Raw genomic sequence first — 26,714 nt, 5'->3', positions numbered from 1 at the left:
TCACTGCACCAGGGTGACCGCCTGCCCGGCACGCGCGAACGCTTCCTCCAGCAACGGGCCCGCCTTGATCGCTTCCACTTCCTCAAACAGCGCCCGCAGCGCATCGGCGGGGCGTGAGGCCGGTGCCGCCACTGCCTGCTGGATCGCGGTGAAGCGATCGGCCAGCACCCGATGGCCGGGATGTGCCTTCGCCCAGGCCGCCAGCGGCTGGCGTACACCGGCGGCGGCATCCAGGCGGTGCTGGTCGAACAGGGCGATGGCCGCTGCCGAGGTGTCCGCCCGCTCGATCGTGGCATGGCGCAGTTCCCGGCTCAGGAACAGGTCATAGGCCGCGCCACGCCCCACCGCGATGCGCAGTCCGTCGCGGTCGAGGTCGGCCACTTGCTGCGCTGGGCTGTCTTCGCGCACCAGGTAAGTGCCTTCGATCTCCACATACGGAGCGCTGAAGGCGATGCGGTCGGCACGCGCCGGATCGATCGCCAGGAAGGCCAGATCCCAGCCGTCTTCGCCCGCTGCGGCGACCACCGAGGCTGCGGCACCGTGGCAGGTGAAGCGTGCCTGCACCCCCATCCGTTGCGCCAACGCGGTAGCCAGTTCCAGCGAGGGGCCGCGCGGTGAGCGCGCATCGCCCTGTGCCAGCACCGGGTTGCCCAGGTTGATCGCCACGCGCAGGAAACCGTGCGGTGCCAGCGTACGTCGGTGGTCGGCCAGGGACATGCAGGACTCCACGGGGCAGGGGAGACCCAGCATGCCAACAACGCTGTCCGCGTGGCGTGGACTCAGCCGCGCGCGGCGAAGGTGCCGTGGAAGCCCAGTGGCACCGCATACGGCAGCCACGCCTGGGCCAGCGGACCGTCATCCACATGGCGCGCATCCAGCACGGCCAGACCGCTGCGCTGGTTCACCGGATCGAGCAGGGTGCCGATCAGCCAGCCGTCATCGGCGTTGCGGCTGCCCGGGCGCGGTACGAACACATGCTCTTCGGCCATGATGTCCGCCCCGTAGTTCCAGAGTTGGCGGCGCCCGTGCTCGATCTCGAACGCGGCCACCGCGTTGAAGTACGGCGCAGTGGCCGTGCCGTCGATGGTCGGCGCATACAGCCGTGCGCCACGTGTGTTCGCCGAGCGCGGGTCGAACAACGGGAACTCCACCGCGCTGATGCCCAACGTCTGCCAGCGGGCCTGTCCACGACGCAGGTCCAGATGCAGCTCGACCAGGCTGGCGCCACTGTTGGCCGCGTGTGCGCCATCACCGGCCATCGCTTCCTTCATCGGCGAGCGCGCCTCGTTGATGTCGTCGTGGCGCACTGCGCGCAGCACGATGCCGCCATCGCGGGTGAACGCGTCGCCGAAGTGGTAGATCGCCGCGAACGGGGCCTCGAACCATTGCGCCTTGTCCGGGGCATACTTGGCGACCACCGCGATGCGCACCGGACGCTGCGGTGCGAACTGCATGCGCTCGAAGAAGCTGCCACCTGCGCCGGTGAAATCGAACGGCATCATCACGAACACCAGGTGCTGGTCGGTCATCGCGAAGGCATGCAGGTAGCCATGCTCGGGTGTTTCGATCACATTGGCGCTGCGCAGCTGGCCGTCCGCACCGATGTGCCAGACCAGCAGGCCATGGCCCCCCATCAGGCTGATCGAGCCGAAGTTCCAGAGGCTGCCGTCGTGGTCGGTCAGCGGGTGCGCCGAGAACGGCAGCGCCGCCAGGTCCGGACGCCAGGTGACCGGGCCAAGCGTCTGCAGCGAATCCGGGTCCACTTCGAACGCCGAACCGGATTCGCACAGGGCGAACAGGCGGCCATTGATCATCGTCACCGAGGTGTTGGCCACGTTGGCATCATCGTTGTTGCGTACCGCCAGCGCACCGGGAATGCTGGTGCCGGCGGCCGGATACTGGAAGCGGCCGGCCTTCTGTTCACGGGTGAATTTCGGCGTGGCAACCATGCGCCCGTGATGGGTCAGGCTGCCATCACCATTGAAGCGCCAGCCATGCACCATGCCGTCGCCGTCGAACCAGTGGTCGTAGCGGAAGCCATCGCGCTCGGTCCACGCCGGACCGTTGCGGTACAGCGTGCCGGCCAGGCCTGACGGCAGCTTTCCCTGCAACTGCACGGTGGCCGGACCGAGGCTTTCGCTGCCGACGCTGCGCCAGCCGAGCAGCCATGGGTGTTCCTGCATGCCCTGCGCGAACCGCGTCGGGTCGCCGGCGAAGGCGGGAGCGCTGCGCAGCGCGGTGGCGCCCAGGGCCAGGCAGGCACTGCTGCTGAGCAGGGTACGAAGGAAGCGGCGACGGTCCATGGTGGCCTCGGGTCTGGATGCGGAATCAGCGCAGGGTGATGTCGATGGCGGTGCCAGCGACCGGCACGTCGACGCGTGCTTCGTCGAAGGTCGGCTTGCGCATCACCTGCGGGTTGTTGCTGAAGCCGTAGCCTTCCACCGGCATGCCGACCAGGTTGGTGTCGAGCTTGCCGTTGTCGTTCTCGTCGTGGGTGAGCAGCACGGCATAGCTGCCGGCCGGCACGCCCTTGAACGTGAAGTGGGCGCTGTCGCCGTTGGGCGCCGCCTGCTGGGCCTGCACGGGCCTGGCCTTGCCGTCCCAGGCGGCAGCGCTGTCGACCAGCGCAACGCGCAGGGTGCCGGTCTGCGCGCGGACGTCATGCACGGTCACGGCCAGGTCGGCGGCGTGGGCACTGCCGGCCAGGGCCAGGGTAGTCAGGGCGGTGCTGAGCAGGGCGGTACGGATCATGGCAGTGGCTCCGGAAGTGTGTGTGGCGGTGTGGAGCCAGTCTGCGTGGGGCGCTGCACTGGGTTCAGGGCCAGTGGTCATCGATTCGACGTGCCAGAAGTCACTTTCTGCGCCGGACCCATTGCCGCCGGCGTGCGCGGCGGTCAGCATCTGGCCATGCCCAGCCTGTTCCGCCATCTGTTGCGTCCCCTCAGCCTCGCCGGCCTGGCCACCGTGCTGGTGGTGGGCCTGTCATTCGCGGTGCAGCGCAACGGTGCCGGGCTGAGCCTGCTGCTGCTTGCCGTGTTCCTGCTGCTGTTCGTGGTGCACGGCTGGGCGTCGGTGCCATCCCGCGTGCGCGCTGTCGCGGCGGTGTTGCAGGCGTTGCTGGCGGTCGTGCTGGTTGCGCTGCAGCCGCGTACCGGCACCGCACCGGTACTGCTGGTGGTGCTGGTGGCGCAGCTGGCCGAGCATTGGCCACCGCGCTTCGTGCTGGCTGTTGCACTGCTGGCCAATCTCGCCATGTATCTCGTGCTGCGCTACAGCGGCTTCAGCCAGCCGCTGCTGGTGGTGCTGCTCTATGGCGGCTTCCAGGCCTTTGCTGCACTGACCGCACACTATGCCCGCAGCACGGCGCTGGCCCGCGATGACCTGGCCCGCGTCAATGCCGACCTGCTGGCCACCCGCGCGCTGCTGGCCGACAGCGCACGCGATGCCGAGCGCCTGCGCCTGGCGCGCGAACTGCACGATGTGGCCGGGCACAAGCTCACCGCGATGCGCTTGAACCTGCGTGCCCTTGCGGCCGACCCTGTGTTGGCCAGGCGCGAAGGATTGGTGCTGGCCGAGCAGCTGTCCGGCGAGTTGCTGACCGACATCCGCCAGGTGGTGCAATCGATGCGCGATGATCGCGGCCTCGATCTGGCCACCGCATTGCACGCGCTGGCCGCGCCGTTCCCGCGCCCGAAGCTGCAGCTGCAGATCGGCGAGTGCGTGCGCATAGTTGACCCGCTGATGGCCGAGACCGTGCTGCGCCTGGTACAGGAAGCGCTGACCAATGCCGCCCGGCATGGCAACGCAGACACTGTATGGCTGACGATCAACGAGGAGGATTCCCGGTTGCGTATCGACATCCGTGACGACGGCCAGCGCGCCGAGCGTATCCGCGAGGGCAACGGCATCGCCGGCATGCGTGAGCGCCTGGCCGCAGTGCGTGGCCAGTTGGAACTGGCCCGCACCGCACAGGGCGGCATGCACCTGACCGCCTGGGTGCCGGCATGAACGGCAGCGCGATCCGTGTTGCCCTGGCCGACGACCAGGCGCTGGTCCGCGCCGGGCTGCGTGCGTTGTTGCAGGGGTTGGGCGTGGACGTGGCGCTGGAGGCCGAGGAGGGCCAGGCGTTGCTGGACGCGCTGTCCACCCAGCGCGTGGATGTTGTGCTCAGTGACATCCGCATGCCCGGGATGGACGGCATCGAGGCAGTGCGCCAGCTGCGCGCGCGCGGCGATGCCACGCCGTGGCTGCTGCTGACGACCTTTGATGAAGGTGACCTGCTGCTGCGCGCCAGCGAGGCCGGCGCACAGGGCTTCCTGCTCAAGGACGCCGCACCCGCAGACCTGCGCGAGGCGATCGAGCGCGTCGCCGCTGGCGAAACCCTGCTGCTGCCGGTCAGCACCGAGCCGGTACGCGCCCGCTACCGCTTCCACGATGAAGCACCGCCCACCGATACCTTCGGGGAACGCGAGGTGGCGATCCTGCGCTTGCTGGCCGGTGGCTACAGCAACAAGGAGATCGCGCGCAGCCTGTTCCTGGCCGAGGGCACGGTGAAGAACTACGTGTCCGCCATACTCGACAAGCTGGGCACCCGCGATCGCACCCGTGCGGTGCTGAAGGCGATTACCCTGCGCATCATCTGAGTGGACCGAGCAAGGAGTGCCAGTGAACCCGATCCTGCATGTGGAAATCCCGGCCAGTGACCTGGACCGTGCCATCACGTTCTACCAGCGGTGGCTGCAGGTCGCGGTGGACGAACCTGTCGTGCTGCACGACTGCCGGATGGCCTACCTGCCGTTCTCCGATGAGGCCGCCGGTGCCAGCATTGCGCTGGTGCTCGGCGCGGACTACCGGCCTTCCGAACAGGGGGCGCGCGTCTACATCGGCGTCGATGACCTGGATGCGAGCCTGGAGCGAGCACTGCAAGCGGGCGCCGAGCTGTGCTTCGGACCCGCCGATGCGGGCGACTGGCGCGTGGCCGAGATCCGCGACAGCGAAGGCAATCGCATTGCGCTGCAGGCGCGCGCTGCTCTGTAGAGCCGAGACCACGCTCGGCTGCTGTTGGCCCAGCCGCTCCAGCTCAGCCGAGCATGGGCTCGGCCCTACAAGGTCGCGGCGCGCGAGCGCTGCAGCCAGTCATTGATGGCCGGGTCCAGTCGCGGGTCGTCCGGTAGCTGCATGCCGAAGCGCTGTTGCAGCACGGCACGCACATCACCCACATCATGCAGCGGGCGCTTGTCCGGTGCCTGCCCGGGGCGATACTCGGTGTAGTTGCCGCTGCCGATGGTGCGGCGCCAGTCCGGCCCGGTCAGCGACGCGCGCAGCTGCCCGGGGAAACTGGAATCGGGATGGGTGCACACGTACCAGTTGCCCACCACGTTGTCGATCGGTGCCGGCGCCTGCAGGTCGAACCGATACATCGCCCGCCAACCATCGTTGGACTCGGCCGACAGCACGAAATCACCCTCGTCGGGCAGGCGCTGCAGCAGATAGCGTTCGTGCGGCGTGGCCTGCGGCTGCGGATCATGCAGGCGCAGCGGCACGGTCGGGGTCAGGCTGCCGAAACCGGCATCCACCAGCCAATCGTCGCTGTCTACGTTCACGCGCAGCAGCAGGTGGGTACGCGGGGTCAGTTCGCCGTCCTGGGCGGCCAGCAGTACCCGCGCGCTCAATGGCTGCGCATCGAAGCCCAATGCCTGCAGCAGCGCCAGCAACCCGCCATTGAGTTCGAAGCAGTAACCACCGCGGCGCTCGTCGAGCAGCTTGCGCTGCACGCTGTCCAGGTCGATCGGCACCGCATCGCGCAGCAGGCAGCTGAGGGTCTCGAAGGGCAGCAGTGCGTTGTGGCGCTGCTGCAGCAGGGTCAGGCCGGCCAGGGTCCGCGGTGGCGGTGCATCCAGCTGCAGGCGCTGCAGGTAGCGGGGGACATCGAGCGTCGTCATGGAGACACCGGGCGGGGGAGGGGCGTCCACTGTGTTCCCCAAACCGGGGTTGAGGTCAAGCGCGGTGGCCGTGTCATGCCTCCGTCGCCTGCACCCGGTACAAAGGCCGCGTCCACCAGCGATGGGGGGACGCAGACGAAGAAAGCGCTAAAGTTGTCCTGAGTCAGGCCGATACAGGTGCGTCTTTCCGCCTGGAGTCTGTCATGTCGGCCGTTGTCCCCCACCTCCGGTCCCTGCGCACGCGCCTTGCTGCGTTGCACTCGGCGTCCCCCGGGCTGCTGCGCTGGCTGCAGCCACATCGGCTCAGCGTGGCCAACAAGCTCAAGGCCACACTGTGGATCTGCGGCCTGGGCCTGGTGGCGATCGCTGCTGTCTACGCCTGGACTGGCCATGCCAACGCACTGGCTGCGCGCAGCCAGGCCAGCTACCAGCGCGGCAGCGATCTGGCTGCCAGCCTGTCCACGCGGGTGGCCGAAGCGCGTCGCCTGCAGACCCAGTATGCACGCAGTTTCGATGATGCCGACCGCGCGCAGCTGTTGGCCACGCAGAAGGCGTTGCAGACCGATCTGCAGGCGCTGCGCGCGATGCCGATGGATGCGGGCCGGCGCAAGGCCCTGCAGGCGCTGACCGAAGCCGCCGACGCGTTCTCGCAGGGTGTGGCCGCCCTGTTCGAACGGGTCGACGAGATGGGCCGTGGTGATGCCGGCCTCGCCGCGCAGCTGCAGCAGGCAGCCGACACCCTGCAGGCGCAGGTGGATGTGCAGCAGCGGCCCGCGCTGGCGCTGTCCCTGCAGAAGATGCGAAGGCAGGAGGCACTGCTGCTGCTCGACGGTGATTCCACCCACGCCGACCGCGCCAGCGAGGAGAAGCTGCCGTTCGACCTCGCGCTGGCGGGCCTGCCTGCGGATGTGCAGGACACCCTGCGCACCGGGATGGAGGCGTATCAGGCCGCACTGCTGGGGTATACCGCTGCCCGCGTCGGCCTGGATGTGGAAGCGCAGTCGCTGCTGGATACCGCCACGGGCGTAGCGCCGGCGTTGGCCGCATTCCAGCAGGCACAGGTGGCGGCGCTGGCCAGGGCGCAGGCACGCCAGCAGGCCGGCGCGCGCACCATGAGCGTGGTGTTCGCACTGACCCTGCTGCTGGTGGCCGGCGTGCTGATCACCAGCCTGGTGCTGGTGCTGCGTGCGGTGCGCCAGCCGATCCAGGACACCCTGCGTTTCGCCAGCGACATCGCCGACGACCGCCTCGACACCACCCTGCGCGTCTACAACGCCAACGATGAAATCGGCCAGCTGGCCCAGCGCCTGGTCGACATGCAGCAGCGCCTGCGCGCGCGCATCGAGACCGAGCGTGCGGTGGCCCGCGGCAACACCCGCGTGCGCCAGGCATTGGACAGCGCACAGGCCGGCTTGATGGTGATCGATGCCGAAGGCCTGGTGGCGTACGCCAATCCGGCGCTGCTGGAGCAGCTTGCACTCCGGCTTGAAGATCTGGTGGGGAGCGATGCGGTACGCCTGCATCCGGCACTGGCCAGCCTGGCTGGCGTGCGCCAGCGCGAGGAGCGCGAGATCGGTCATGCCGGCGTCCGCTACCAGTTGATCGCCAATGCCATCACCGACGAAGGGCATTTCCTCGGCGTGGCAGTGGAGTGGCGCAGCCGCGCGCTGGAAACGCTGCTGGAAACCGAAGTGGCAGCACTGGTCGACGCCGCCGCACATGGCGACCTGCACGGCCGCATCGCGCTGGAGGGAAAACAGGGCTTCGTGCGCACGTTGTCGACCAGCATCAACCGCCTGCTGGCGACCTTCGAGACCAACCTCGGCGATCTGCAGGCGCTTCTGGCGGCGCTGGCCCGTGGTGACCTCAGCGTGCGCATGGAAGGTGAGCTGCAGGGCGTGTTCGCACGAATGCGCGACGATGCCAACGCCACGGTCGCGCAACTGGGCCGCATCGTCACCCGCATCCAGCAGGCGACGTCCAGCCTCGACACCGGCGTTGGTGAGATCGTTGCCGGGCACCATGATCTGTCGCAGCGTACCGAACAGCAGGCGGCCAACCTGGAAGAGACGGCAGCGTCGATGCACGAGTTGACCGACACCGTTGGCCGCAATGCCGATGCCGCGGGCCGCGCCGATGCCCTGGTGCAGGGGGCGGCCGCGGTGGCCCAGCGCGGTGGCGAGGCCGTCGGCCAGGTGGTCGCGACCATGCATGGCATCAGCGAGGCGTCGCGGCGGATCGGCGACATCACCCAGCTGATCGATGGCATCGCTTTCCAGACCAACATCCTCGCGCTGAATGCCGCGGTGGAAGCCGCGCGTGCAGGTGAGCAGGGCCGCAGCTTCGCCGTGGTGGCTGCGGAAGTGCGCCTGCTGGCCCAGCGCAGTGCCGAAGCGGCCAAGCAGATCAAAGGACTGATCGAGGATTCGGTGGCGCGTGTTGGCCAGGGCAACCAGCAGGCCGAGCAGGCGGGCATCACGATGGGCGAGATCGTTGGCAGCGTGCAGCAGCTGGCCGAGCTGCTGGCCGGTATCCGCAGTGCATCGCAGGACCAGCATGCCGGCATCGCGCAGGTGAAGCAGACCGTCGTGCAGATGGAAGCCAGCACCCAGCGCAACGCCAGCCTGGTGGAAGAGGCTGGTGCCTCCACCGCGCAGATGCAGGCGCAGGTACACGCGCTGGCCGAAGCGGTGGGCGCGTTCCAGTTGCAGTCGATGCCACAGGCGCGCGCTGCGGCCTGATCGTGCTCCGGTATGCCGGCCGCTGGCCGGCACGCCCCTGATCATGCCGGCCGGCGGCCGGTACTACCCTTGTGGCTCAATACACGTCGCGACGGTAGCGCCCGGTCTCCAGCAGCGTTTCCACTTCTTCATCACCCAGTGCTTCGCGCAGCACCTGGCCCACGCCTTCGGCCATGCCCAGCAGCGAACCGCAGACGTGGATGACCGCACCACGCTGCATCCAGTCGCGCAGGGCATCGGCTGCTGCACGCAGGCGATCCTGCACATAGCCGCCCTCACCATCGCGCGAGAACGCCAGGTCCACCCGCGCGAGATGGCCATCGGCCTGCCACGCTTCGATCTCATCGGCGAACAGGAAGTCGTGCGCGCGCTGGCGTTCGCCGAACAGCAGCCAGTGCCCGTGCTCACCTGCATGCGCGGCTTCGCGCAGCAGGCTGCGCAGGCCCGCGATGCCGGTGCCATTGCCGATCAGCACCATCGGCGCACCGCCAACGCGATGGAAACCGGGGTTGCGGTGCACGCGGGCCACGATGCTGGCACCGACCGGCGCATGCAGCGACAGCCAGCCCGAACCCAGGCCGGTGCGTCCGGTTTCGTCATGGACCAGCCGCACCACCAGCTCGACCGCACCGTCATCCGTACAGGATGCGATGGAGTACTCGCGCCCCGGCAGCAGTGGCAGCCCTGCCAGCCAGAGGCACGCATCCTGCACCGCCAGCGCAGCATCGGCATCGGGCAGCTCGCGCTCGCTGGCCAGCGCCAACAGCGTGCGCGGCTGGCCGTCAATCAGCAACGGCTGCTGGGGATCCAGCCCATGTGCCTTCAGCACCGCAGCGGCGTGCCGCGCGTTGTGGCGGGGCGCGACGTGCAGGATGTCGCCCGCCTGCCACTGCACATCGGCCGGTGGCGCAAGACGGATGCGCCAGATGGCGCCGCCCATGCTGCCTGGATTGAGGCGGTCACGGCCGAGCAGGCGCCACTCGTGCATCTGCGTCGCGGCCGGCAACACGCTGTCATCGGTGGCGATGCCGGTCAGCGCGCCGAGATGTTGCTGCCACTGGCGCAGCGCCGGTATCGCGGCGGCATCGACATCGATGCGCTCGAACAGCGCACGTGCGCCGTTGCCCAGCAGCCAGCCATCGAACTGGCGGCCAAAGCCGCAGTAATTCGGGTACTGGCGGTCACCCAGGGCGAGCAGGCCGAACTGCAGGCCCGACAGATCGGGCGCTTGTGCCAGCAGCCGTCGCGCAGCGCCCCGTGCCGCATCCGGCGGTTCGCCATCGCCGAAGGTGCTCAGCACGAACAATGCCTGCGCAGTGCGCGCGAGCTGCGGGGCATCGACCCGGGCCAATGGCAGTACCTGCACGCCATGGCCAGCGGCCTGCAGCTGCGCGGCGGCACGCCAGGCCAGCTGCTCGCCCAGCCCGCTCTGGCTGGCATGCACGACCAGCCAAGGTGCGTGGCCATCATCGGTGGCAACCGGCAGCGACCGGCGCAGCCCGCGCGCGGCACGCTGGCTGCGGCGGCGGTCCAGGTACAGCATCCAGCCGGTGATGAAGAACAGGCACATGACCAGACTGCTGAGCATCACCACCACACGCCCGGGCATGCCGAAGTAGCTGCCCGAGTGCAATGCGAACACGCTGGTGGCCAGCTGCGCGCCGGCGCCCTGGCGCGCGTAGGGGCGCGAATCGAGGATTGCCCCGCTGGCCGGATCCAGCTGCAGCAGATCATGTGCACGGTCATGGTGGCCACCGCGCTGTGACGGATCGCCAGCCATCACCCGCACGTTGAGCGCCTGGCCAGGCTTTTCCGGCAGGCGCAGGTCGATGTAGCCGGTGTGCACGCCGGGCAGGGCATACAGCGTGGCTTCGATGCGCTCCAGGTTCAGGGCGGCGCCGGTGGCGACCTTGTGCTTGGCGGCCGGTGCGACGCCCAGCAGCGTATTGGCGGCACTGCGATACCAGTCGAAGGACCACCACAGGCCGGTCAGCGCACTCATCAGATAGATCAGCAGCACCCAGGTGCCGACCACGGAGTGCAGGCTCCACAGGAAGCCACGGCCGCTGCGTTTCCATTCCACCGCCAGCCAGCTGCGCCAGTGCCACCAGCGGCGCGGCCAGCGCAGGTAAAGACCGGACAGGGTGAAGAACAGCAGCGCGATCGCACAGCTGCCGGTGATCCACTTGCCGCGCTCGCCCGCGGCGAGGTGGCGGTGCAGGTCCTCGACGAAGTCGAAGAACGCCTGCCCACGCAAGGCACTGAAGCGCTCGCCGCTGTACGGGTCGAAGTAGACCCAGTGTTCCTTGCCACCAGCGAAGCGTGCCACCGAGGGCCGCTGCCCGGTGGCGTCCACGCGCAGGCGCTGCAGGGGGCGATCACTGCCGGCCTGCAGCAGCGGCACCAGTTCGCTGAGTTGAAGCGGAAGCTGGCCGTCGGCATGGTGCTCGGCTATTTCGGCGAAGCCGGGGTTGGCCGCGCGCAGCAGTTCGTCCTCGAAGGACAGCACGGCGCCGCTGAGGCCCATCACGGCCAATACGGCACCGGCGGTGATGCCCAGCAGCCAGTGCAGTTGGAACAGGACGTTCTTGAACATGGAAGGAGGAGGGCCTGGAAGGCTGCCGCCCGCATCCTGCGCAACAGCAAATGAGAATTAGTCGCGGAATTCTCCGTGGCGGACGGGCTACGGTCAAGGAGGGTTTTGTTGCAGGGCTTTGCAGCCCTGCACCCGCTACAAGCCGGAGCAACGTCAACGTCAAAAGCTGGCTTCCCGTGGGTTGGCGGGGTGGGTCCGGTTGAGGGGGACGCTGCAAGTCCCCCTCCGGGGCCCGGCCCAGCCGCTGGCGGCTGTGCGTTCGGGCGCTTGCGAAGCAGTGCTTCGCAAGCAAAGCGCCCTCACCCATGTAAGCTCGGTCGCCGCATCCATGCGGCTCACGCCCCCTCAACCGGACCCACCCCGCCTTCGACAGTTTCCTGCGATCTGTCGGAACGGCGTTCTGCTTTGGTAGGTGCCGACCGTTGGTCGGCACGGGGTCTGATTCCGTTCTGAATATCGATATCTGACAGATGTGTCGACCAAGGTCGACACCTACCAACAGCCGCCGGAATCTGTCGAAGGTGGGGCGGTGTGGCTGTGCAGGACCGTTGGCGCCATGGATGGCGCCATCGAGCCCCCACGGACGGGTTTACGGCGTGTCCTGCACAGCCACAGCGCCCCGCCATCCCACGGGAAGCCCGCTTTGGCTTTGGCTCTGGCTGTTGCCGTTGCATTGAGCAGGGTGCAGGGCTGCAAGCCCTGCAAAAAACACCCTCACTTCACCCAGCTGTCGATCTCGCCGTGGGCGAACGGTCCCAGCTTGGCCTTCACCAGCCGCCCCTGCGCATCGAACAGCACGCTGTAGGGCAGCAGGCCCTGGGTATTGCCCAGCTGCACGCTGGCATCGCGCGGCCCCGGGGTCTCGATCACGATCGGATAATCCACCGGTACCCGCTGCAGGAAACCGCGCACGTCCTCCGGCGTATCCAGCGCCAGTCCCAGCACCTGTACACCGTGCTCGCCCTGGACATGTGCGAAACGCGCCAGTTCGGGCATTTCTTCCACGCAGGGCGCGCACCAGCTGGCCCAGACATTGATCAACAGCGGGCGACCGCCAGCGTGCTGGCGCAGGTCCAGCGGCCGGCCTTCAAGATCGGGCAGCGACAGCGCGGGCAGGCTGTCGCCGACCTGCAGGGCCGGTGCCGCAGCCGCCACAGCAGGCGCCGCTGGCATGGCCTCAGGCCCAACCGGCGCAGGAGCCAATCGATGCCCGGCCCACAGGCCAAGGCCGGCGGCCAGCACCGCTGTCCACAGCAGCGCTGGCCGTTGCCACTTCATCGTGCGGTGCGCAGCAGCGCTTCCTCCACCACCGCCTGGGTCAGCAGGGTCGGCAGCACGGTCGGCGGTGCGCCGGGGCCGTACACCACGTACAGCGGCACGCCGACGGCTTTGTGCTCTTCCAGGAACGTGGTGATCTGCGGATCGACGTTGGTGTAGTCACCGCGCATGTACACCGCGTTGGTGCGCTTGAGCAGGTCCTTGAACTCCGGCCGCGACAGCACGGCACGCTCGTTGGCCTTGCAGCTCACGCACCAGTCGGCGGTCATGTTGACGAACACCACGCGGTTGTCGGCGCGCAGGCGGTCCAGCAACTGCGGCGAATACTCCACCACGTTGTCGCTGGCGGCCTGTGCGGCGCGTGCCGGCGCTGCCAGCTGGGTCACGCCCCAGGCCGGTACCAATGCGCCGATCGCCAGCAGTACGCCGAGCAGCGTCACTGCACGCGAGCCGGTCCAGCGGTTGCGCTCGAACAGCCACAGGCCGAAGGCGAACAGCAACAGGCCACCCAGCACCAGCGCCATGCCGTCCACGCCGCGCTGCTTGCCCAGCACCCACAGCAGCCACAGCGCGGTGGCGTACATCGGGAAGGCCAGCACGTGCTTGAGCGTTTCCATCCACGGGCCGGGCTTGGGCAGGCGGCGCGCCAGCGCCGGCACGAAGCCGATCAGCAGGAACGGCAGCGCCAGGCCCAGGCCGAGGAACAGGAACACGGTCATCGCCTTCAGCGGCGGGGCAATGAACGCGTAGGCAATCGCGCCACCCATGAACGGGCCGACGCAGGCACTGCCGACCACGCAGGCCAGCGCACCGGTGAAGAAGTCACCGGCCGGGCCGCTGCGGCTGGCCAGCGACTGGCCCAGGTTGCCGATGCCGCCGCCCAGGGTGAACACGCCGGACAGGCTCAGGCCTACCGCGAACATGATGTAGGCCAGCGCCGCCACCACGCCCGGGTGCTGCAGCTGGAAGCCGATGCCGACGGCGTTGCCGATTGCGCGCAGGCCCACCATCAACGCACCGATCACCGCGAATGCGACCAGCACGCCCAAGGTGTACCAGAGCGCGTGGCTGCGTGCGCGCTGCGGGCTTTCGCCACTCTGCGCCAGGCTCAGGACCTTCAGCGACAGGATCGGCAGCACGCAGGGCATCAGGTTCAACACCAGGCCGCCGGCCAGCGCCAGCAGCAGCACCCAGACGAACGAACGGTCCGGGTTCGGTGTGGTCGCCGGCGGGCGCGTACGCAGCGCGTTGTCACCGCGCGCATCGGCGGCGAATTCATTGCCGTCCACGGTGCCTGCGACGGCCGGGGGGGCGGCATCCGTATTGGGCACCGTCGGCAGCAGGCGCAGGGGGGCGCCGTTGGCGCCTTCGCGTGGCGCCACAGCCAACGGGCTGATTACCTCGTTGCGCGGCGGTGCCTGGTCGGCGCTGGCGCTGACCTTGCCGGCCGGGATCGACAGCTTCACCCGGCGGGTCATTGGCGGGTAGCAGATGCCATCGGTCTGGCAGCCCTGGAAGGTCACCACGAGGGTGCCGTCAACCGCGTCGGCAACCGTGCGCCGCAACGGCAGCGGCACTTCCACCTGGTTGAAGTACACCGAGACATCGCCGAAGTGCTCGTCGCGATGCGACTGCGCGGCTGGCCAGCGCGGCGTGCCGGCCTGCACGCCGGTGCTGCCTTCCAGCTTCAGCGAGGTGCGGTCGCGATACAGGTAGTAGCCCGGTGCCGGGCTGAAGCGCAGCAGCAGGGTGTTGCCGTCGCTGGCGATGGCATCGAAGCCGAACGCCTGCTCCGACGGCAGCGGCAGCGCCTGGCTGTTGCTGGCCGCACCTGGCAGGCGCAGGCCGCCGCTGTTGCCGGCACCGGCCAGCGGGTTGTTGAACGGACTGGCCGCACCGGCGCGCGCGGCAGGGGCCGCGGCCTGTGCACCGCTGCCGGGCAGGGTGACCTGCACCACGCGCTTCTGCGGCGGGTAACAGACACCGGCATCTGCGCAGCCCTGGTAACGCACTTCCAGGCTGATGGTGCTGGCGGCCTCGGTCGGCGTGCCGGGCAGGGTGGCCTGCAGGCGCTCGCGATAGGTTTCGACCTCGCCGAAGAAATCGTCGTGGTGCTTGTCGCCCTTGGGCATCTGCAGCGCGCCGGCATTGAAGGCCGGGTCGGCCTTGACGCTGGTGCGGTGGCGATACAGGTAATAGCCGGGCGCGATCTTGAACTGCAGTTGCACCTGGCCACGTTCGGGGGCGGTGGCGGTCAGCGCGAATGCCTGGTCCACCGGCAGCAGGTCTTTCTCATCCAGGGCGAACGCCGGCAGCGAGAGCCACATCAGGGCGCACAGGGCGGCGCCACGCGCAAACAGAGTCTTCAATCAGTGTCCTCCCGGGTCTGTGCCCGGATCCAGTCCAGATACGCCGGCAGGCCGGCCCGGGTTTCGACCGCGATGCACTCCGGGAGTTCATACGGATGCAGTTCGACGATCCGGGCGATTGCGTCATTGACGCGACTCGCGGTGGTCTTCACCAGCAGCTGCAGCTCGGCGTCGGTGGTCACCTCGCCCTGCCAGCGGTAGGTCGACTGCGCGCCATCGAGGCGGGTCACGCACGCGGCCAGGCGCTCGCCAACCAGCGCGTGCGCGATGCGCTCGGCACTGGCCCGGTCCGGGCAGGTGGTCAACAGCAGCAGGACGGGATCGACGGTCGACATGACCGTCGAGTATAGGGCCGCCGCCGGGTCAGGACCCGGCGGCGGCCGTGGACCGCTGCGTTGCGCGGTCAGTTGGCCAGCTGGCAGGTGGTCGGCTTGGCCGAGGTGAACAGGCCAGGGGTCGCCCACTCGGGGTGGTCGATGAACGGGTTGCGGTTGCCCTGGAAGCTGTAGATCACGTCATTGCGCGCACGCTCGGCATCATCCGGCGGGTCGGACAGGTGCCAGTCGATCAGCGTCGACAGCAGGCCCATGTAGGCCGGCGAGCTGCTGGTCTTGACGATCCTGCTGCGGTCGTCGGTCAGCTCCAGGTCCGGCTCGGACTGGCCAGTGGCTGCATCCTTGCCGCCCTCGTAGCGGATCGCCATGTACATCACCGCACGCGCCATGTCGCCCTTGCGCTTGCCCCACACCTCGAACGTGCCGGTGTTGCCGTCCGGCGTGCGCACCCAGTTGGAGTTGCCCGGATAGCCACCACTGCCGCCACCCTGGCCGTTGTTGGCCTCGGTGGCGCGCTCGCCGCAGCTGGCGTCGCACTTGCCGAACGGCTTGTTGCCACGGTCGGCGTTCCACTGTGCATCGGTCAGGTACAGCATGTGGGTGTCGGTATACGGCGCGTACGGCAGGCCCTTGTCACCCGTGGTGGTGGCAAAACCCAGCGAGTTCGGCCAGGTGTGCTCGCGGTTGTACTTCAGGCCACTGCCGCTGCCGGCGCGATCGGTCACCTTGGCGTAGCTGCGGTTGCGATACGCGTCGAGGATGCGGTTCGGGTTGTTCGGGTCCTCGTCTGCGATCTCCAGGATGGTCCAGGTACTGGTGCCCGAGCCGCTGTACGGGTAGGCGGTGTGGCCCTTGATTGTCGCGTGCAGCGAGCAGCGCAGCTGGCTCGGGCTGCTGGTGTTGACCTTGGAGTAGTAGCCGGCCGGCACGCCAGGGTTGCCCGGGTCCGGATTGCCGCCGGTGCTGGCCACGGTGAAGGCGATGCGGCTGTCGGCCGCCGGGTGTGCGCCCTGCAGGTCGGTGATGCGCGCGGCGCGGATGTCGAAGCGGCAGGCTTCACCGGCCACCAGCGCGGTGTTGGTGGACAGCTTCACGCTGCGCCCGCTGGCCGGGAAGGTCAGCGGCACGCTGCCGGAGGTACCGCAGCTCAGCGCGAAGGCGCCGCTGGCGAGGTTCACGGTTTCGCTGAACACCACTTCCAGATCGGCGGCGGCCGGGAAGGTGCTGCTGCCCTGCGCCGGGGTGGTAGTGGACACCGACGGCGGCGTGTTCGGGCCGGGGGTGGTGCCGCCGCTGAAGGTCTGGCCGTTGTTGCAGCTGCCGAAGGTCTGCCTGGCCGACTCGGCCCAGGTGAAGTGGGCGTACTGGCTGCCGCTGCCGGTCAGCTGCAGCGAGGTGCCGGGGGCCGTGCTGTTGGTCTCGGCCACCGGAATGTTCTGGCTGGTCAGGCCGGCGGCAGGGCCACCGGAGGCGGTGATGGCGCCCTCGTAGCTGAGGAACTGGACCACCTTGCCGCTGGCGTCGACCAAGGCGATGCCGTCGTTCGGGCCGTTCTGGATGCCGTTGGTCGGGTAGTTGACCACGGCGATGCTGGCGCTGCCGCAACCGGCGGCGGTGCCGGCCGGGACCGGGTTGTTGGCGTAGACCGTGGCGGCCGAAGGATTGCTGCCGTTGTAGAGGTAGAGGCGGTAGCCGGACAGGTCTTCACCAGCGGTAGCGACCACTTCGATGGCTTCGCCGACGTCACCGGCGGCGGTGCTGTCGTCGTAGTGCAGTTCATTGATGAAGACCTCGGCCTGGGCCGGCGCCGCGGCCAGTGCCAGCAGGCAGGCGGCGGCAAGCGGGGACAGCAATCGCATCGACTACTCCTTGTGATTGGGAATGCGTGACCGAGCCTAAGGCCGATCCAGTGACACTTTGTCGTAAATGAACGTCAGATATCTGACAGTGCGACGCTTGTCACCGAAATTGTCCAGGACCGACGCCTTGGCCGAGGCGCGCGGGTGGAAAAATTTTTTTCATTCCGCCCTTGAAAGGGGGCGGCGGGGCTCCATCTCTGCCCTGCTCCCGACGTTGTCGGGTTTCTTCACGTGCGGTTCTGGCACTCGCCTGGGGTGAGTGCTAACATCGCCGGACTTTTTTAGACCAATCAATCACTTAAGAGGTCTCCTATGAGCATCAAGCCGCTGCACGACCGCGTTGTGGTCAAGCCGATCGAAGCCGACGAAATCTCCGCCGGTGGCATCGTCATCCCCGACTCGGCCAAGGAAAAGTCCACCAAGGGTGAGGTCGTGGCCGTCGGCCCGGGCAAGCCGCTGGACAACGGCAACGTGCGCGCGCCGTCGCTGAAGGTCGGCGACAAGGTCATCTATGGCCAGTACGCCGGCAGCTCGTACAAGAGCGAAGGCGTCGAATACAAGGTCCTGCGCGAAGACGACGTGCTCGCCGTCATCGGCTGAGCCTCGGCGCGACCTGTTTCAACCTGATCCCAAACTCCCAGCCGCCGGGCATCGTCCGGCGCTACCAATGAGGTAAATGCAATGGCTGCCAAGGATATTCGTTTCGGTGAAGACGCCCGTTCGCGCATGGTGCGCGGCGTCAACGTTCTCGCCAATGCCGTCAAGGCCACCCTGGGCCCGAAGGGCCGCAACGTCGTGCTGGAAAAGAGCTTCGGCGCCCCGACCATCACCAAGGACGGCGTCTCCGTCGCCAAGGAAATCGAACTGGCTGACAAGTTCGAGAACATGGGCGCGCAGATGGTGAAGGAAGTTGCTTCGCGCACCAACGACGATGCCGGCGACGGCACCACCACCGCCACCGTGCTGGCCCAGGCCCTGATCCGCGAAGGCGCCAAGGCCGTTGCCGCCGGCATGAACCCGATGGACCTCAAGCGCGGTATCGACAAGGCCGTTTCGGCCGCCGTCGCCGAGCTGAAGAACATCTCCAAGCCGACCGCCGACGACAAGGCGATCGCCCAGGTCGGTACCATCTCGGCCAACTCGGACGAGTCGATCGGCCAGATCATCGCTGACGCGATGAAGGAAGTCGGCAAGGAAGGCGTCATCACCGTTGAAGAAGGCTCGGGCCTGGACAACGAGCTGGACGTGGTCAAGGGCATGCAGTTCGACCGCGGCTACCTGTCGCCGTACTTCATCAACAACCAGCAGTCGCAGACCGCTGACCTGGATGACCCGTTCATCCTGCTGCACGACAAGAAGATCTCCAACGTCCGTGACCTGCTGCCGGTGCTGGAAGGCGTCGCCAAGGCCGGCAAGCCGCTGCTGATCGTGGCCGAGGAAGTTGAAGGCGAAGCGCTGGCCACCCTGGTCGTCAACACCATCCGTGGCATCGTCAAGGTCGTGGCCGTCAAGGCTCCGGGCTTCGGCGACCGTCGCAAGGCGATGCTGGAAGACATGGCCGTGCTGACCGGCGGCACCGTGATCTCCGAAGAAGTCGGCCTGTCGCTGGAGAAGGCCACCATCAAGGACCTGGGCCGCGCCAAGAAGGTGCAGGTCTCCAAGGAGAACACCACCATCATCGACGGCGTCGGCGACAAGGCCAACGTTGATGCACGCGTGGCGCAGATCAAGACCCAGATCCAGGACACCTCCTCGGATTACGACCGCGAGAAGCTGCAGGAACGCGTGGCCAAGCTGGCCGGCGGTGTTGCCGTGATCAAGGTCGGCGCCTCGACCGAAATCGAAATGAAGGAAAAGAAGGATCGCGTCGACGACGCCCTGCACGCCACCCGTGCGGCCGTTGAAGAAGGCGTGGTTCCGGGCGGCGGCGTTGCCCTGGTCCGCGCGATCACCGCGCTGGCCGGCCTGAAGGGCGCCAACGAAGACCAGAACCACGGCATCCAGATCGCCCTGCGTGCGATGGAAGCCCCGCTGCGCGAGATCGTTGCCAACGCCGGTGACGAGCCGTCGGTCATCATCAACAAGGTCAAGGAAGGCACCGGCAGCTTCGGCTACAACGCCGCTACCGGCGAGTTCGGCGACATGCTGCAGTTCGGCATCCTGGACCCGACCAAGGTGACCCGTTCGGCGCTGCAGAACGCGGCCTCGATCGCTGGCCTGATGATCACCACCGAAGCCATGGTTGCCGAAGCTCCGAAGAAGGACGAGCCGGCCATGGGCGGCGCCGGTGGCATGGGCGGCATGGGTGGCATGGGCGGCATGGACTTCTAAGGCCCACGCCCGCGTCGGACGTTGCCGGCCCTGGTCGGCGCGTCTCCCCGATGCAAGGAAAAACCCCGCCGCGAGGCGGGGTTTTTTTGTTGTCCGGTTGCCGCCATGGCGCCGCGTCGCTACGCTCGCAGACCATGCCTACCTCGTTCATCGTCGTCGACGACTTCCTCTCTCCAGCCGATGCACACGGCCTGCGCCAGGCCGGCCTGGGCCTGACCTATCCGGCGCAGGAGGGGGCATTCCCCGGGCGTAATTCGCTCGAACGGCTGGAGCTGGACGGCCTGTCCGAGGCCGCGTCGCGGTTGGTCAACGAGCCGCTGCGGCCGGTCAATCCGTTGCAGTCGCACGGCAAGTTCCGGCTGACCCTGGCCAGCGATGTGGGTCGCGCCAAGGTGCACACCGACCATTCGCACTGGTCCGGCATCCTCTACCTCAGCGCCCCGGAGCACTGCGAAGGGGGTACCGAGTTCTTCCGCCATCGCCGCACCAACACCGAGCGCATGGCGCTGAACGCCCACGAGCTGGCTGCGCTGGGCTACGCCAACGGCGGCGACATGCATCGGGACATCATCGAGCGCGACAGCGTCGACGACAGCCAGTGGGAAATGACCATGCGCATCCCGATGCGCTTCAACCGCCTGGTGCTGCTGCGCCCGTGGTTCTGGCATACCGCCGGCCCGGCCTTCGGCGACCGGCCGGAGAATGGGCGGCTGGTCTACCTGATGTTCTTCGAGCAGGCGCGTTGAAGGGAGGTCATCCACGCATCGCGTGGATCTACTTCACGAATGCCTACTTCACGAATGCCTTCGCTGCGCCGTACTCCCACTGCCACGGTACGCCGATGTCGCCGAGCACGAAGGCCACCAGCGCCGGGAAGGTCGCCTCGGCGCGCACATCGTTGCCCAGGATCACCACGCAGCGCTGCTGCTGCTCGACGCACACCAGCGTATTACCGACCGCATCATCGTGGCCGCCCTTGTAGAAGCCCGCGCCTTGCGGGCCACGGAACGTCACCACTCCCAGGCCGGCCGCCAGGTCCTTGCGCTGCAGCGCCTTCGGCAGCTCCGGCTGCAGGGTGGGGAACTGGCTGGCGGTGGTGATCGGCAGCTGCGGCCGCACCAGCTCCTTGCGCATCGTCGCTGACAGCCCATCGCCGCGCACGTAGCCGGCGGCGAAACGGGCCATGTCGGCGATGGTGGTATCCATCGAACCGGCCGCGCGCACGCGGCTGCGCTCATCGTGCGGCTCGGCGGTGCCCTCCATGGTCCAGCCGTCGGCCAGGTTGGCGGCGAAGTCCCCGCGCCACATCATGCTGGTGCGGGTCATGCCGAAGCGGTCGAATACCCGCTGCTGCATCAACGCACCCACATCCTCGCCCAGCCGTCCGCGTTCGATCACGAACTGCAGCAGGATCAGCCCTTCGCCGGAATAGCCGTAGCGGCTGCCTGGATCGAAGTGGAACTTCAGCCGGCCGTCCGGTTCAAGAAACCCGAAGTTGGCAAAGCCACTGGCGTGGTTGAGCAGCAGGCGTGGGGTGAGCTGGCGCCAGCGCGCATCATCGGCCAGCACGCGGTAGTCGGCGTACTTCTTCGTTTCGGGCGGATAGTCCGGCAACGGCTTGTCCAGCGCTGTGGCGATGCTGGCATCCAGATCGATCCTGCGGTCCTGCGCCAGCTGCGCGACCAGATGGCCGAATGCCATCTTGGTCAGCGAGGCGGCGTACATCACCGTATCGGTGCGCAGTGGCTCGCCTGCGGTATTGCGCTCGCCGTAGGCGGCGACGTGCACCACCTTGCCGCCGTCGATCACCGCCAGTGCCATGCCGCGCGCCTGTGCGGCCTGCATCAACCGCTGCGCTTCGGCATCGATGCGGGCCGGCGAGGGTACCGGGGGAGGTGCAGCCAGCACGGCCAGCGGGAACAGCGTCAGCAACATCAGGGCAGCACGGCACATGCGTGGAATTCCTGGTGGGGCGCACGGTGATGCTACGCCAGGCTGCCGCTGGCGTCATTGCCGGATGTCAGCTGGCCTGCGGCTGGCGCAGGCAGATCCGGGACGCGCCGGCACCGATGTCCACCTGGCCGCCGCGCATTGCATCCGCACCAAGGATCAGCGCCGGCCGGCCCTCCAGGCCGATCGCCTTGAACACTGGCAGTTCGCTGATGCGGACCTCCATCGATGGGTGCTGCCAGCCGTTGCCGGTCATGCCGGGCAGGGTGTAGAGCCAGGTTGCCTGCTTTCCGCCGCCCAGGCCTTCGGTGCCCTTTTCACGCACCCGCACCCGTGCGTCGCTGCCGTCGGTGCGCAGCCCCAGTGCGCGGGCTGCTTCGGCGTTGAGGACGGTCTGCGCGGCACCGGTGTCGACCACGGCGATGGCGTCCACCGCGGGCGCGCCCAGTGCAAGCATGATGAAGCCGAACTGGCGCAGGCCGTCAGTGCGTCCGGGCAGCGCATTGGGCTGGCAACCCGGTCCTTCCAGGTTCAATCCGCCGGGTGTCCACAGCGCCAGTTGATTGCGGCCGAAGTCCCAACGGGTGTCCCAGCGTCCGGTCAGATCGTTGCCGATCAAGCCGTCAATGGCCGGATCATCGTCCTTCGGCAACGACGACAGATCGACCTTCATGGCTTGGGCCTGCAGCTGCCAACTGCCCAGCTGCCAGGACGTTCTGCGTATGCGCTGCAGCCGCGCGGAGGCTGCACTTGCCCCTTGGGCCTGTGATACCTCCGCATCCGCATCTCCCAGACCGTAGCGCCGCACGACGCGGTCATCGACCAGCGTGGCGCCTGCCGCGCTGTCGACCACGAAGCGCAGCGGTTCGGCACGCCCGTCCAGCGACACGGCCACGGCCGGATGACCGCCCTGCATCCACATCGGCAGGATGTGTTCGGGGGAATCGGACGCCAGCGCAGCCAGCGGGGCAGCAAGCAGGACGAATGGGATGAGGCGCAAGGCAGGTCTCCGCAGTGATCATGGGTGACCATTGGCGCGCAGCGGCGTATCGCGGGAACATCGGCGTTGATACCGTCCTGATACAGACCTGCCTGATACTGCCTGCATGACGACTCCCGCCCGTGTCATCGTTGTCGATGACGACGCCAGCATCCGTGATGCCATCGCCGATTGCCTGTTGCTGCATGGCTACCAGGTACGGGTGGCAGCGGACGCGACGGCGCTGGACGTGCTGCTGCAGGTCGATCGCCCGGACGTGATCATCCTCGACTGGATGATGCCCGGTGAGGATGGCCTGTCGGTCTGCCGCCGGCTGCAGGCACGGGCCATTCCGATCCTGATGCTGTCGGCGATGGGCAGCGCACCGGACAGGGTGATCGGCCTGGAGATGGGCGCGGACGACTATCTGGCCAAGCCGTTCGATCCGCGCGAGCTGCTGGCGCGGGTACGCGCGCTGCTGCGCCGGCAGGACAAGCTGCGCGCGCAGGTAGCCAGTGAACTGCGCTTTTCTGGTTGGCGGTTGCTGCCGGAACAACGTCGCCTGCTGGCGCCGGATGGGAACGAGCTGGTGCTCAGCCGTGGTGAATTCAGCCTGTTGCTGGCGCTGGCCGAACGCCCCGGGCGGGTGCTGGGGCGCGAGCAGCTGCTGCAGCTGAGCCGTGGCGAACCAAGTGACAGCGTCGACCGCGCGATCGACCTGGCGATCAGCCGCCTGCGCCGCAAGCTCGGGCAGGCCTCACCCGGTGCGGAAGCCCTGGTGCAGACATCGCGTGGCGAAGGCTATCGCTTCCACGCCGAGGTACAGGTGCTGTGAACAGCCGGTGGCCGACCGCGCGTTGGATCACGATGCTGGCCCTGGCCAGCCTGCTGCTGGCGACACTGGTCAGCGTGGCCGTGGTTGGCTGGATGCCTCGGCCCGCGCCGCCACCGATGCGGTTGGACCAGGCCGTGCAGGTGCTGCGGGGGGAGCAGGCCGCGGCACCACTGGGCCTGCATCTGGCGACGCAGGATGCGCCACCACAGGGCAGTGCCAGTGACTGGCTCACCCAGTTGGCGGCGCTGCAGCTGGGTTTGCCGGCGAAGGAGGTGCGCCTGGTCTGGAGCGGACAGGGCAAGGCGCCTGATGTGCAGGTCATCGAAGGCGGCGCTGTGCTCGACGGCACGGCGCGGGTCGGTGTACTGAAGGCGCAGGCCGCGCTGCTGACCGCGATGCAATGGCCGCCGTTTGAACTGGGCGTGCGCCAGGCCGATGGCCGATGGCAGGTGGTCGGCAGCGATCACAGTGATCTGGCAGCTTGGCGGCGACAGGTGATACTGGCGCTGCTGGGCGGTGCCGTGTTGCTGGCGCCGCTGGCGGCGTGGGCATCGATCCGGCTGGGGCGTCCACTACGACGCTTGGCCGATGCCAGTGCACGTGTGGACCTGCAAGCCGACACGCCCCTGCCGGATGATGGCCCGCGCGAGGTACAGATGCTGGCCGCCGCGATCGGCACCGGTCGAGAGCGCCTGCGTGCGCAGGCCCAGGACATGACCCATATGCTGGCTGCAGTGGCGCACGACCTGCGCACACCATTGACCGGCCTGCGACTGCGCGCCGAGTTCGCGCCCACACCACAGGCGGCCCGGATGGTGGCGGACATCGAGCGCATGGACACGATGATCGAGCAGGTGCTCGATTACGCACGCGGCGAATTGCAGCCGTTGCAGATGCGCCCGCTGGATCTGGCCGCGCTGCTGGAGGAGTGCGTGCAGGCAGCGTTGCTGCGCGGTGTCGAGATCTCCATCCAGGGGCCGGACAGTCTGCCCTGGCACGGCGACGCGCTGCTGCTTCGGCGCGCGTTCGACAACCTTATCGACAATGCCGATCGCTATGCCGGGGCGATGGAACTGCGGCTTGCCGTGGTTGAGCGAGGGGTCCAGCTGGAGGTGATGGATCGGGGCCCAGGTATCGCCGAGGGCGACCGAGTACGCCTGCTGCAACCGTTCCAGCGCAGCGAGCGTTCTCGTAGTCGCACCACCGGTGGAGCGGGACTTGGGCTGGCAGTGGCCGCCAATGTGGCGAGGCGGCACGCGGGCGAACTGCAGCTGCTGCACCGGGAGGGCGGCGGGCTGATTGCGTGCCTGCTGCTGGGAAAGTTCACCTGATATCGGCTGTGGTTTACAGGCAGCGGCTGTTTTGCTGTATGATTAGGCGCCTAACCATATCACGTGCGTGAGATGATCGAAGCCAAGCACCATGCCCTGATCGAGGAAGCGCAGCGACGCGGTCACGCCAACATCGCGCCGCTGCGCCTGTGTTTCCAGCTGCTCTCGCTGTCCTCGTCGATCGATCGCGACTGCGCCGCGCGGCTGGCACCGCATGGGCTCAGCGAGGGTCGCTTCATCGTGCTGTTCCTGTTGCACGGGGCCGGTGGCGCACTGCCGCCGCATGTGCTGGCCGAGCGCGCCGGCGTGACCCGCGCCACCATCAGCGGCCTGCTCGATGGCCTGCAGCGCGAAGGCCTGCTGCAGCGTCGCAACGATGACGGGGATGGCCGCCGCCTGCAGATCGTGCTGACCGCACCGGGAAAGCGTTTGGCCGAATCGCTGTTCGAGCAGCACACGCAATGGATCGGTGGGCTGTTCAACGGCCTGGATGCTGATGAACAGCAGCAGCTGTCACAGCTGCTGCACAAGGTCTGGCAGCACACGGACGCCGGGCGGGAATCCGCAGCATGAGCACGGCCATTCCTGCGGAACGCCGGCAAGCACTCAACACCGGCCGCGTCCCCGCCACCCATCTGGCAGAATGCCTGGCAGTGGATTTTGCCGCGCTGCTGCAGGTGGTGGCGCCTGTGCTTGCACCGGAGGCGCAGCAACGCATGCGGGACGCCTCAGGCAAGGGCATCACGCTGCGCATGGCCCTGGCTGCGCAACTGCTGCGTGAGGCGGGGCAGGGGGCGCCTGCGCTTTGGCAGCATCACAGCTCCGATACCGTGCGTGGCTGGGCCTGCTACCTGATCGGCAGCGATGCCCGCGCAACGCTGGCAGGGAAACTGCAGCAGATGCGCACACTGGCCGATGACCCCCATTTCGGTGTGCGCGAATGGGCGTGGCTGGCACTACGCACGGACATCGTTGCCGCACCACTGCAGGCGCTGGAGCACCTGCAACCGTGGTCACAGGAAACATCGCCGTACCTGCGCCGCTTCGCCTGCGAAGCACTGCGTCCGCGCGGTGTCTGGGCCACGCATATCGCACTGTTCAAGCAGCGCCCGGAACATGCATCCGCGCTGCTGGAAGCACTGGCCGACGATCCGGAACGCTATGTGCAGGATTCGGTCGGAAACTGGCTCAACGATGCCGGCAAGACTCAGCCGCAGTGGCTGCGCCAGCTGTGTACGCGTTGGCAGCATGAGCGCCACAGCGACGCCAACGCCTACATCCGCAAACGCGCGCTGCGCTCGCTCCGGTAGTGCCGGCCGCTGGCCGGCAACCCCCGAACCCTCAAGGAAGAACCACCATGTCGCACACCCTCATCGAGCTCTACACCGCCACCCCTGCCTGGACCACACTTCCGCCCGAGCAGCGGAACGCCTTCTTCGCCCGTATCGGCGCCGGCATGCAGCAGTTCGATCCGGTCCGCATCACGCCGCTGGCGATGGGCCGCATTGCCTCGGGCGTACCGCACGGCAGCGATGAGCAGTTCTATGCGGTCTGGCGCTGCGCAAGTCGCGAGGAGGTCGATGCGTTGATGGCCGGCATTGCCGCTACCGGCTGGCATGAGTACTTCACCACCACCCAGGCGGTAGGCGCGATGGACAGCATGGCCCAGCACCTTGCCGACCTGGCCGCCTTGTAGCGGCGCGGCAGACGCCGGCAGATTCCGTGCTGGGCATGGGTGGCACATGCGCCTGTCACCCAGACGCGGTAAACAGGACATTGCCCATGCCCATCCGCAGGAAAGTCGATCATGCAGAGCACGCTCCAGGTCACGCTGTTCGGCCCTCTTGGCGACAGCCCGGCGTTGCAGTTGCCGGGGCTGGAGGGGCCGTCGGTGGCCATCCAGGAATCGGCCCTGCGGCGCTTGGTTTCCGATCTTTACACCGCGCGTTCCCTGCTCAACCCCGAGCAGCTGGACGAGGCCCGGCAGGAACTGGATCGCGTGCTGGAACGCTGGGCCGACATCCATGAGGGCCTGCTGCTGGACGTGGAAGTGCATGGCAAATGAGCGACGTTGCGTGGTTGCCGCCGCGTGGGCAGGGCCGGCGCGCATCTCGCTGAACCGCGTCCCCAGTTGCGGATGAAACATTTTGCACTGCGCAAAAGCTGTG

At 67.9% G+C, this 26,714-nt stretch carries 24 protein-coding genes; 13 read left to right on the top strand and 11 right to left on the bottom strand.

Annotated features, from left to right (window positions below):
- From AC5P67_RS01925 to AC5P67_RS01915, 3 genes are all read right to left on the bottom strand, one after another.
- Complete coding sequence (locus AC5P67_RS01925) at positions 1-717, bottom strand: ABC transporter substrate-binding protein (protein ID WP_049460169.1); 717 nt, start codon at positions 715-717, stop codon at positions 1-3.
- A 62-nt stretch (positions 718-779) separates the two neighbouring features.
- Complete coding sequence (locus AC5P67_RS01920; protein WP_049460168.1) at positions 780-2,303, bottom strand: carotenoid oxygenase family protein; 1,524 nt, start codon at positions 2,301-2,303, stop codon at positions 780-782.
- A gap of 25 nt (positions 2,304-2,328) precedes the next feature.
- Positions 2,329-2,751: a DUF2141 domain-containing protein gene (locus AC5P67_RS01915; RefSeq protein ID WP_049460167.1), complete on the bottom strand. Its 423-nt coding sequence runs from the start codon at positions 2,749-2,751 to the stop codon at positions 2,329-2,331.
- A 156-nt stretch (positions 2,752-2,907) separates the two neighbouring features.
- On the opposite strand from AC5P67_RS01915, the gene AC5P67_RS01910 reads away from it, so the two are divergent.
- From AC5P67_RS01910 to AC5P67_RS01900, 3 genes are read left to right on the top strand one after another with little or no spacing between them, the layout of a single operon-like run.
- Positions 2,908-4,008 (top strand): sensor histidine kinase, encoded by a 1,101-nt coding sequence (locus AC5P67_RS01910; RefSeq protein WP_049448487.1) that lies wholly within the window; start codon positions 2,908-2,910, stop codon positions 4,006-4,008.
- A complete protein-coding gene (locus AC5P67_RS01905; protein WP_308310022.1) occupies positions 4,005-4,643 on the top strand; it encodes a response regulator transcription factor in 639 nt (212 codons plus the stop codon). The genes AC5P67_RS01910 and AC5P67_RS01905 overlap by 4 nt, the downstream gene beginning before the upstream one ends.
- 22 nt (positions 4,644-4,665) lie before the next feature.
- Positions 4,666-5,037 carry a VOC family protein gene (locus AC5P67_RS01900; protein ID WP_005411235.1) on the top strand — a complete coding sequence of 124 codons (372 nt, stop codon included), beginning with the start codon at positions 4,666-4,668 and terminating at the stop codon, positions 5,035-5,037.
- A 65-nt stretch (positions 5,038-5,102) separates the two neighbouring features.
- Here the strand turns inward: AC5P67_RS01900 and AC5P67_RS01895 are convergent, their stop codons facing one another.
- Positions 5,103-5,942: an arylamine N-acetyltransferase family protein gene (locus AC5P67_RS01895; RefSeq protein WP_308310023.1), complete on the bottom strand. Its 840-nt coding sequence runs from the start codon at positions 5,940-5,942 to the stop codon at positions 5,103-5,105.
- Positions 5,943-6,145: 203 nt separating this feature from the next.
- On the opposite strand from AC5P67_RS01895, the gene AC5P67_RS01890 reads away from it, so the two are divergent.
- Positions 6,146-8,683 (top strand): methyl-accepting chemotaxis protein, encoded by a 2,538-nt coding sequence (locus AC5P67_RS01890; RefSeq protein WP_005414634.1) that lies wholly within the window; start codon positions 6,146-6,148, stop codon positions 8,681-8,683.
- A gap of 76 nt (positions 8,684-8,759) precedes the next feature.
- Here AC5P67_RS01890 and AC5P67_RS01885 read toward each other — a convergent pair whose 3' ends face one another.
- From AC5P67_RS01885 to AC5P67_RS01865, 5 genes are all read right to left on the bottom strand, one after another.
- Positions 8,760-11,279, bottom strand: a complete 2,520-nt coding sequence (locus tag AC5P67_RS01885) for a sulfite reductase flavoprotein subunit alpha (RefSeq protein WP_308310024.1) — start codon at positions 11,277-11,279, stop codon at positions 8,760-8,762.
- A 714-nt stretch (positions 11,280-11,993) separates the two neighbouring features.
- On the bottom strand, positions 11,994-12,557 hold the full coding sequence (locus AC5P67_RS01880) for a TlpA family protein disulfide reductase (protein WP_114618277.1): 564 nt from the start codon (positions 12,555-12,557) through the stop codon (positions 11,994-11,996).
- Entirely contained in the window at positions 12,554-14,926 is a 2,373-nt protein-coding gene (locus AC5P67_RS01875) for a protein-disulfide reductase DsbD family protein (protein ID WP_114618276.1), read from the bottom strand. Before AC5P67_RS01875 ends, AC5P67_RS01880 begins: the two co-directional genes overlap by 4 nt.
- Complete coding sequence (gene cutA, locus AC5P67_RS01870; RefSeq protein ID WP_049396392.1) at positions 14,923-15,261, bottom strand: divalent-cation tolerance protein CutA; 339 nt, start codon at positions 15,259-15,261, stop codon at positions 14,923-14,925. Before cutA ends, AC5P67_RS01875 begins: the two co-directional genes overlap by 4 nt.
- Positions 15,262-15,329: 68 nt before the next feature.
- Complete coding sequence (locus AC5P67_RS01865; protein ID WP_114618275.1) at positions 15,330-17,120, bottom strand: endonuclease; 1,791 nt, start codon at positions 17,118-17,120, stop codon at positions 15,330-15,332.
- 312 nt (positions 17,121-17,432) lie between these two features.
- Between AC5P67_RS01865 and AC5P67_RS01860 the strand changes: the two genes are divergently transcribed.
- From AC5P67_RS01860 to AC5P67_RS01850, 3 genes are all read left to right on the top strand, one after another.
- Complete coding sequence (locus AC5P67_RS01860) at positions 17,433-17,720, top strand: co-chaperone GroES (RefSeq protein WP_005411227.1); 288 nt, start codon at positions 17,433-17,435, stop codon at positions 17,718-17,720.
- Positions 17,721-17,801: 81 nt separating this feature from the next.
- Positions 17,802-19,451: a chaperonin GroEL gene (gene groL, locus AC5P67_RS01855; protein ID WP_005411226.1), complete on the top strand. Its 1,650-nt coding sequence runs from the start codon at positions 17,802-17,804 to the stop codon at positions 19,449-19,451.
- A 134-nt stretch (positions 19,452-19,585) separates the two neighbouring features.
- Positions 19,586-20,197: a DUF6445 family protein gene (locus tag AC5P67_RS01850; protein ID WP_005411225.1), complete on the top strand. Its 612-nt coding sequence runs from the start codon at positions 19,586-19,588 to the stop codon at positions 20,195-20,197.
- 43 nt (positions 20,198-20,240) lie between these two features.
- Here AC5P67_RS01850 and AC5P67_RS01845 read toward each other — a convergent pair whose 3' ends face one another.
- Positions 20,241-21,404, bottom strand: a complete 1,164-nt coding sequence (locus AC5P67_RS01845) for a serine hydrolase domain-containing protein (RefSeq protein ID WP_065183218.1) — start codon at positions 21,402-21,404, stop codon at positions 20,241-20,243.
- 67 nt (positions 21,405-21,471) lie between these two features.
- Positions 21,472-22,401, bottom strand: coding sequence for a pepsin/retropepsin-like aspartic protease family protein (locus tag AC5P67_RS01840; protein WP_049396396.1), 930 nt, complete (start codon positions 22,399-22,401; stop codon positions 21,472-21,474).
- Positions 22,402-22,507: 106 nt separating this feature from the next.
- Here AC5P67_RS01840 and AC5P67_RS01835 point away from each other — a divergent pair, with 106 nt between their 5' ends.
- The 6 genes from AC5P67_RS01835 (at position 22,508) to AC5P67_RS01810 (ending at position 26,611) form a co-directional block, all read left to right on the top strand.
- Positions 22,508-23,215 (top strand): response regulator, encoded by a 708-nt coding sequence (locus tag AC5P67_RS01835; RefSeq protein WP_049396398.1) that lies wholly within the window; start codon positions 22,508-22,510, stop codon positions 23,213-23,215.
- Between the two features lie 32 nt (positions 23,216-23,247).
- Entirely contained in the window at positions 23,248-24,546 is a 1,299-nt protein-coding gene (locus tag AC5P67_RS01830; RefSeq protein WP_114618307.1) for a sensor histidine kinase, read from the top strand.
- Positions 24,547-24,618: 72 nt separating this feature from the next.
- Entirely contained in the window at positions 24,619-25,119 is a 501-nt protein-coding gene (locus AC5P67_RS01825) for a MarR family winged helix-turn-helix transcriptional regulator (protein WP_005414623.1), read from the top strand.
- Positions 25,116-25,856 (top strand): DNA alkylation repair protein, encoded by a 741-nt coding sequence (locus tag AC5P67_RS01820; protein ID WP_495214273.1) that lies wholly within the window; start codon positions 25,116-25,118, stop codon positions 25,854-25,856. Before AC5P67_RS01825 ends, AC5P67_RS01820 begins: the two co-directional genes overlap by 4 nt.
- 47 nt (positions 25,857-25,903) lie before the next feature.
- A complete protein-coding gene (locus tag AC5P67_RS01815) occupies positions 25,904-26,242 on the top strand; it encodes a DUF6616 family protein (protein WP_111174075.1) in 339 nt (112 codons plus the stop codon).
- 111 nt (positions 26,243-26,353) lie between these two features.
- Positions 26,354-26,611, top strand: coding sequence for a hypothetical protein (locus tag AC5P67_RS01810; protein ID WP_005411217.1), 258 nt, complete (start codon positions 26,354-26,356; stop codon positions 26,609-26,611).
- Positions 26,612-26,714 lie beyond the last annotated feature (103 nt).

Source organism: Stenotrophomonas sp. YJH_SMC_21 (assembly GCF_059369555.1).
Note: the sequence above shows the minus strand (reverse complement) of the source record. Positions and strands in the feature narration are given on the sequence as shown.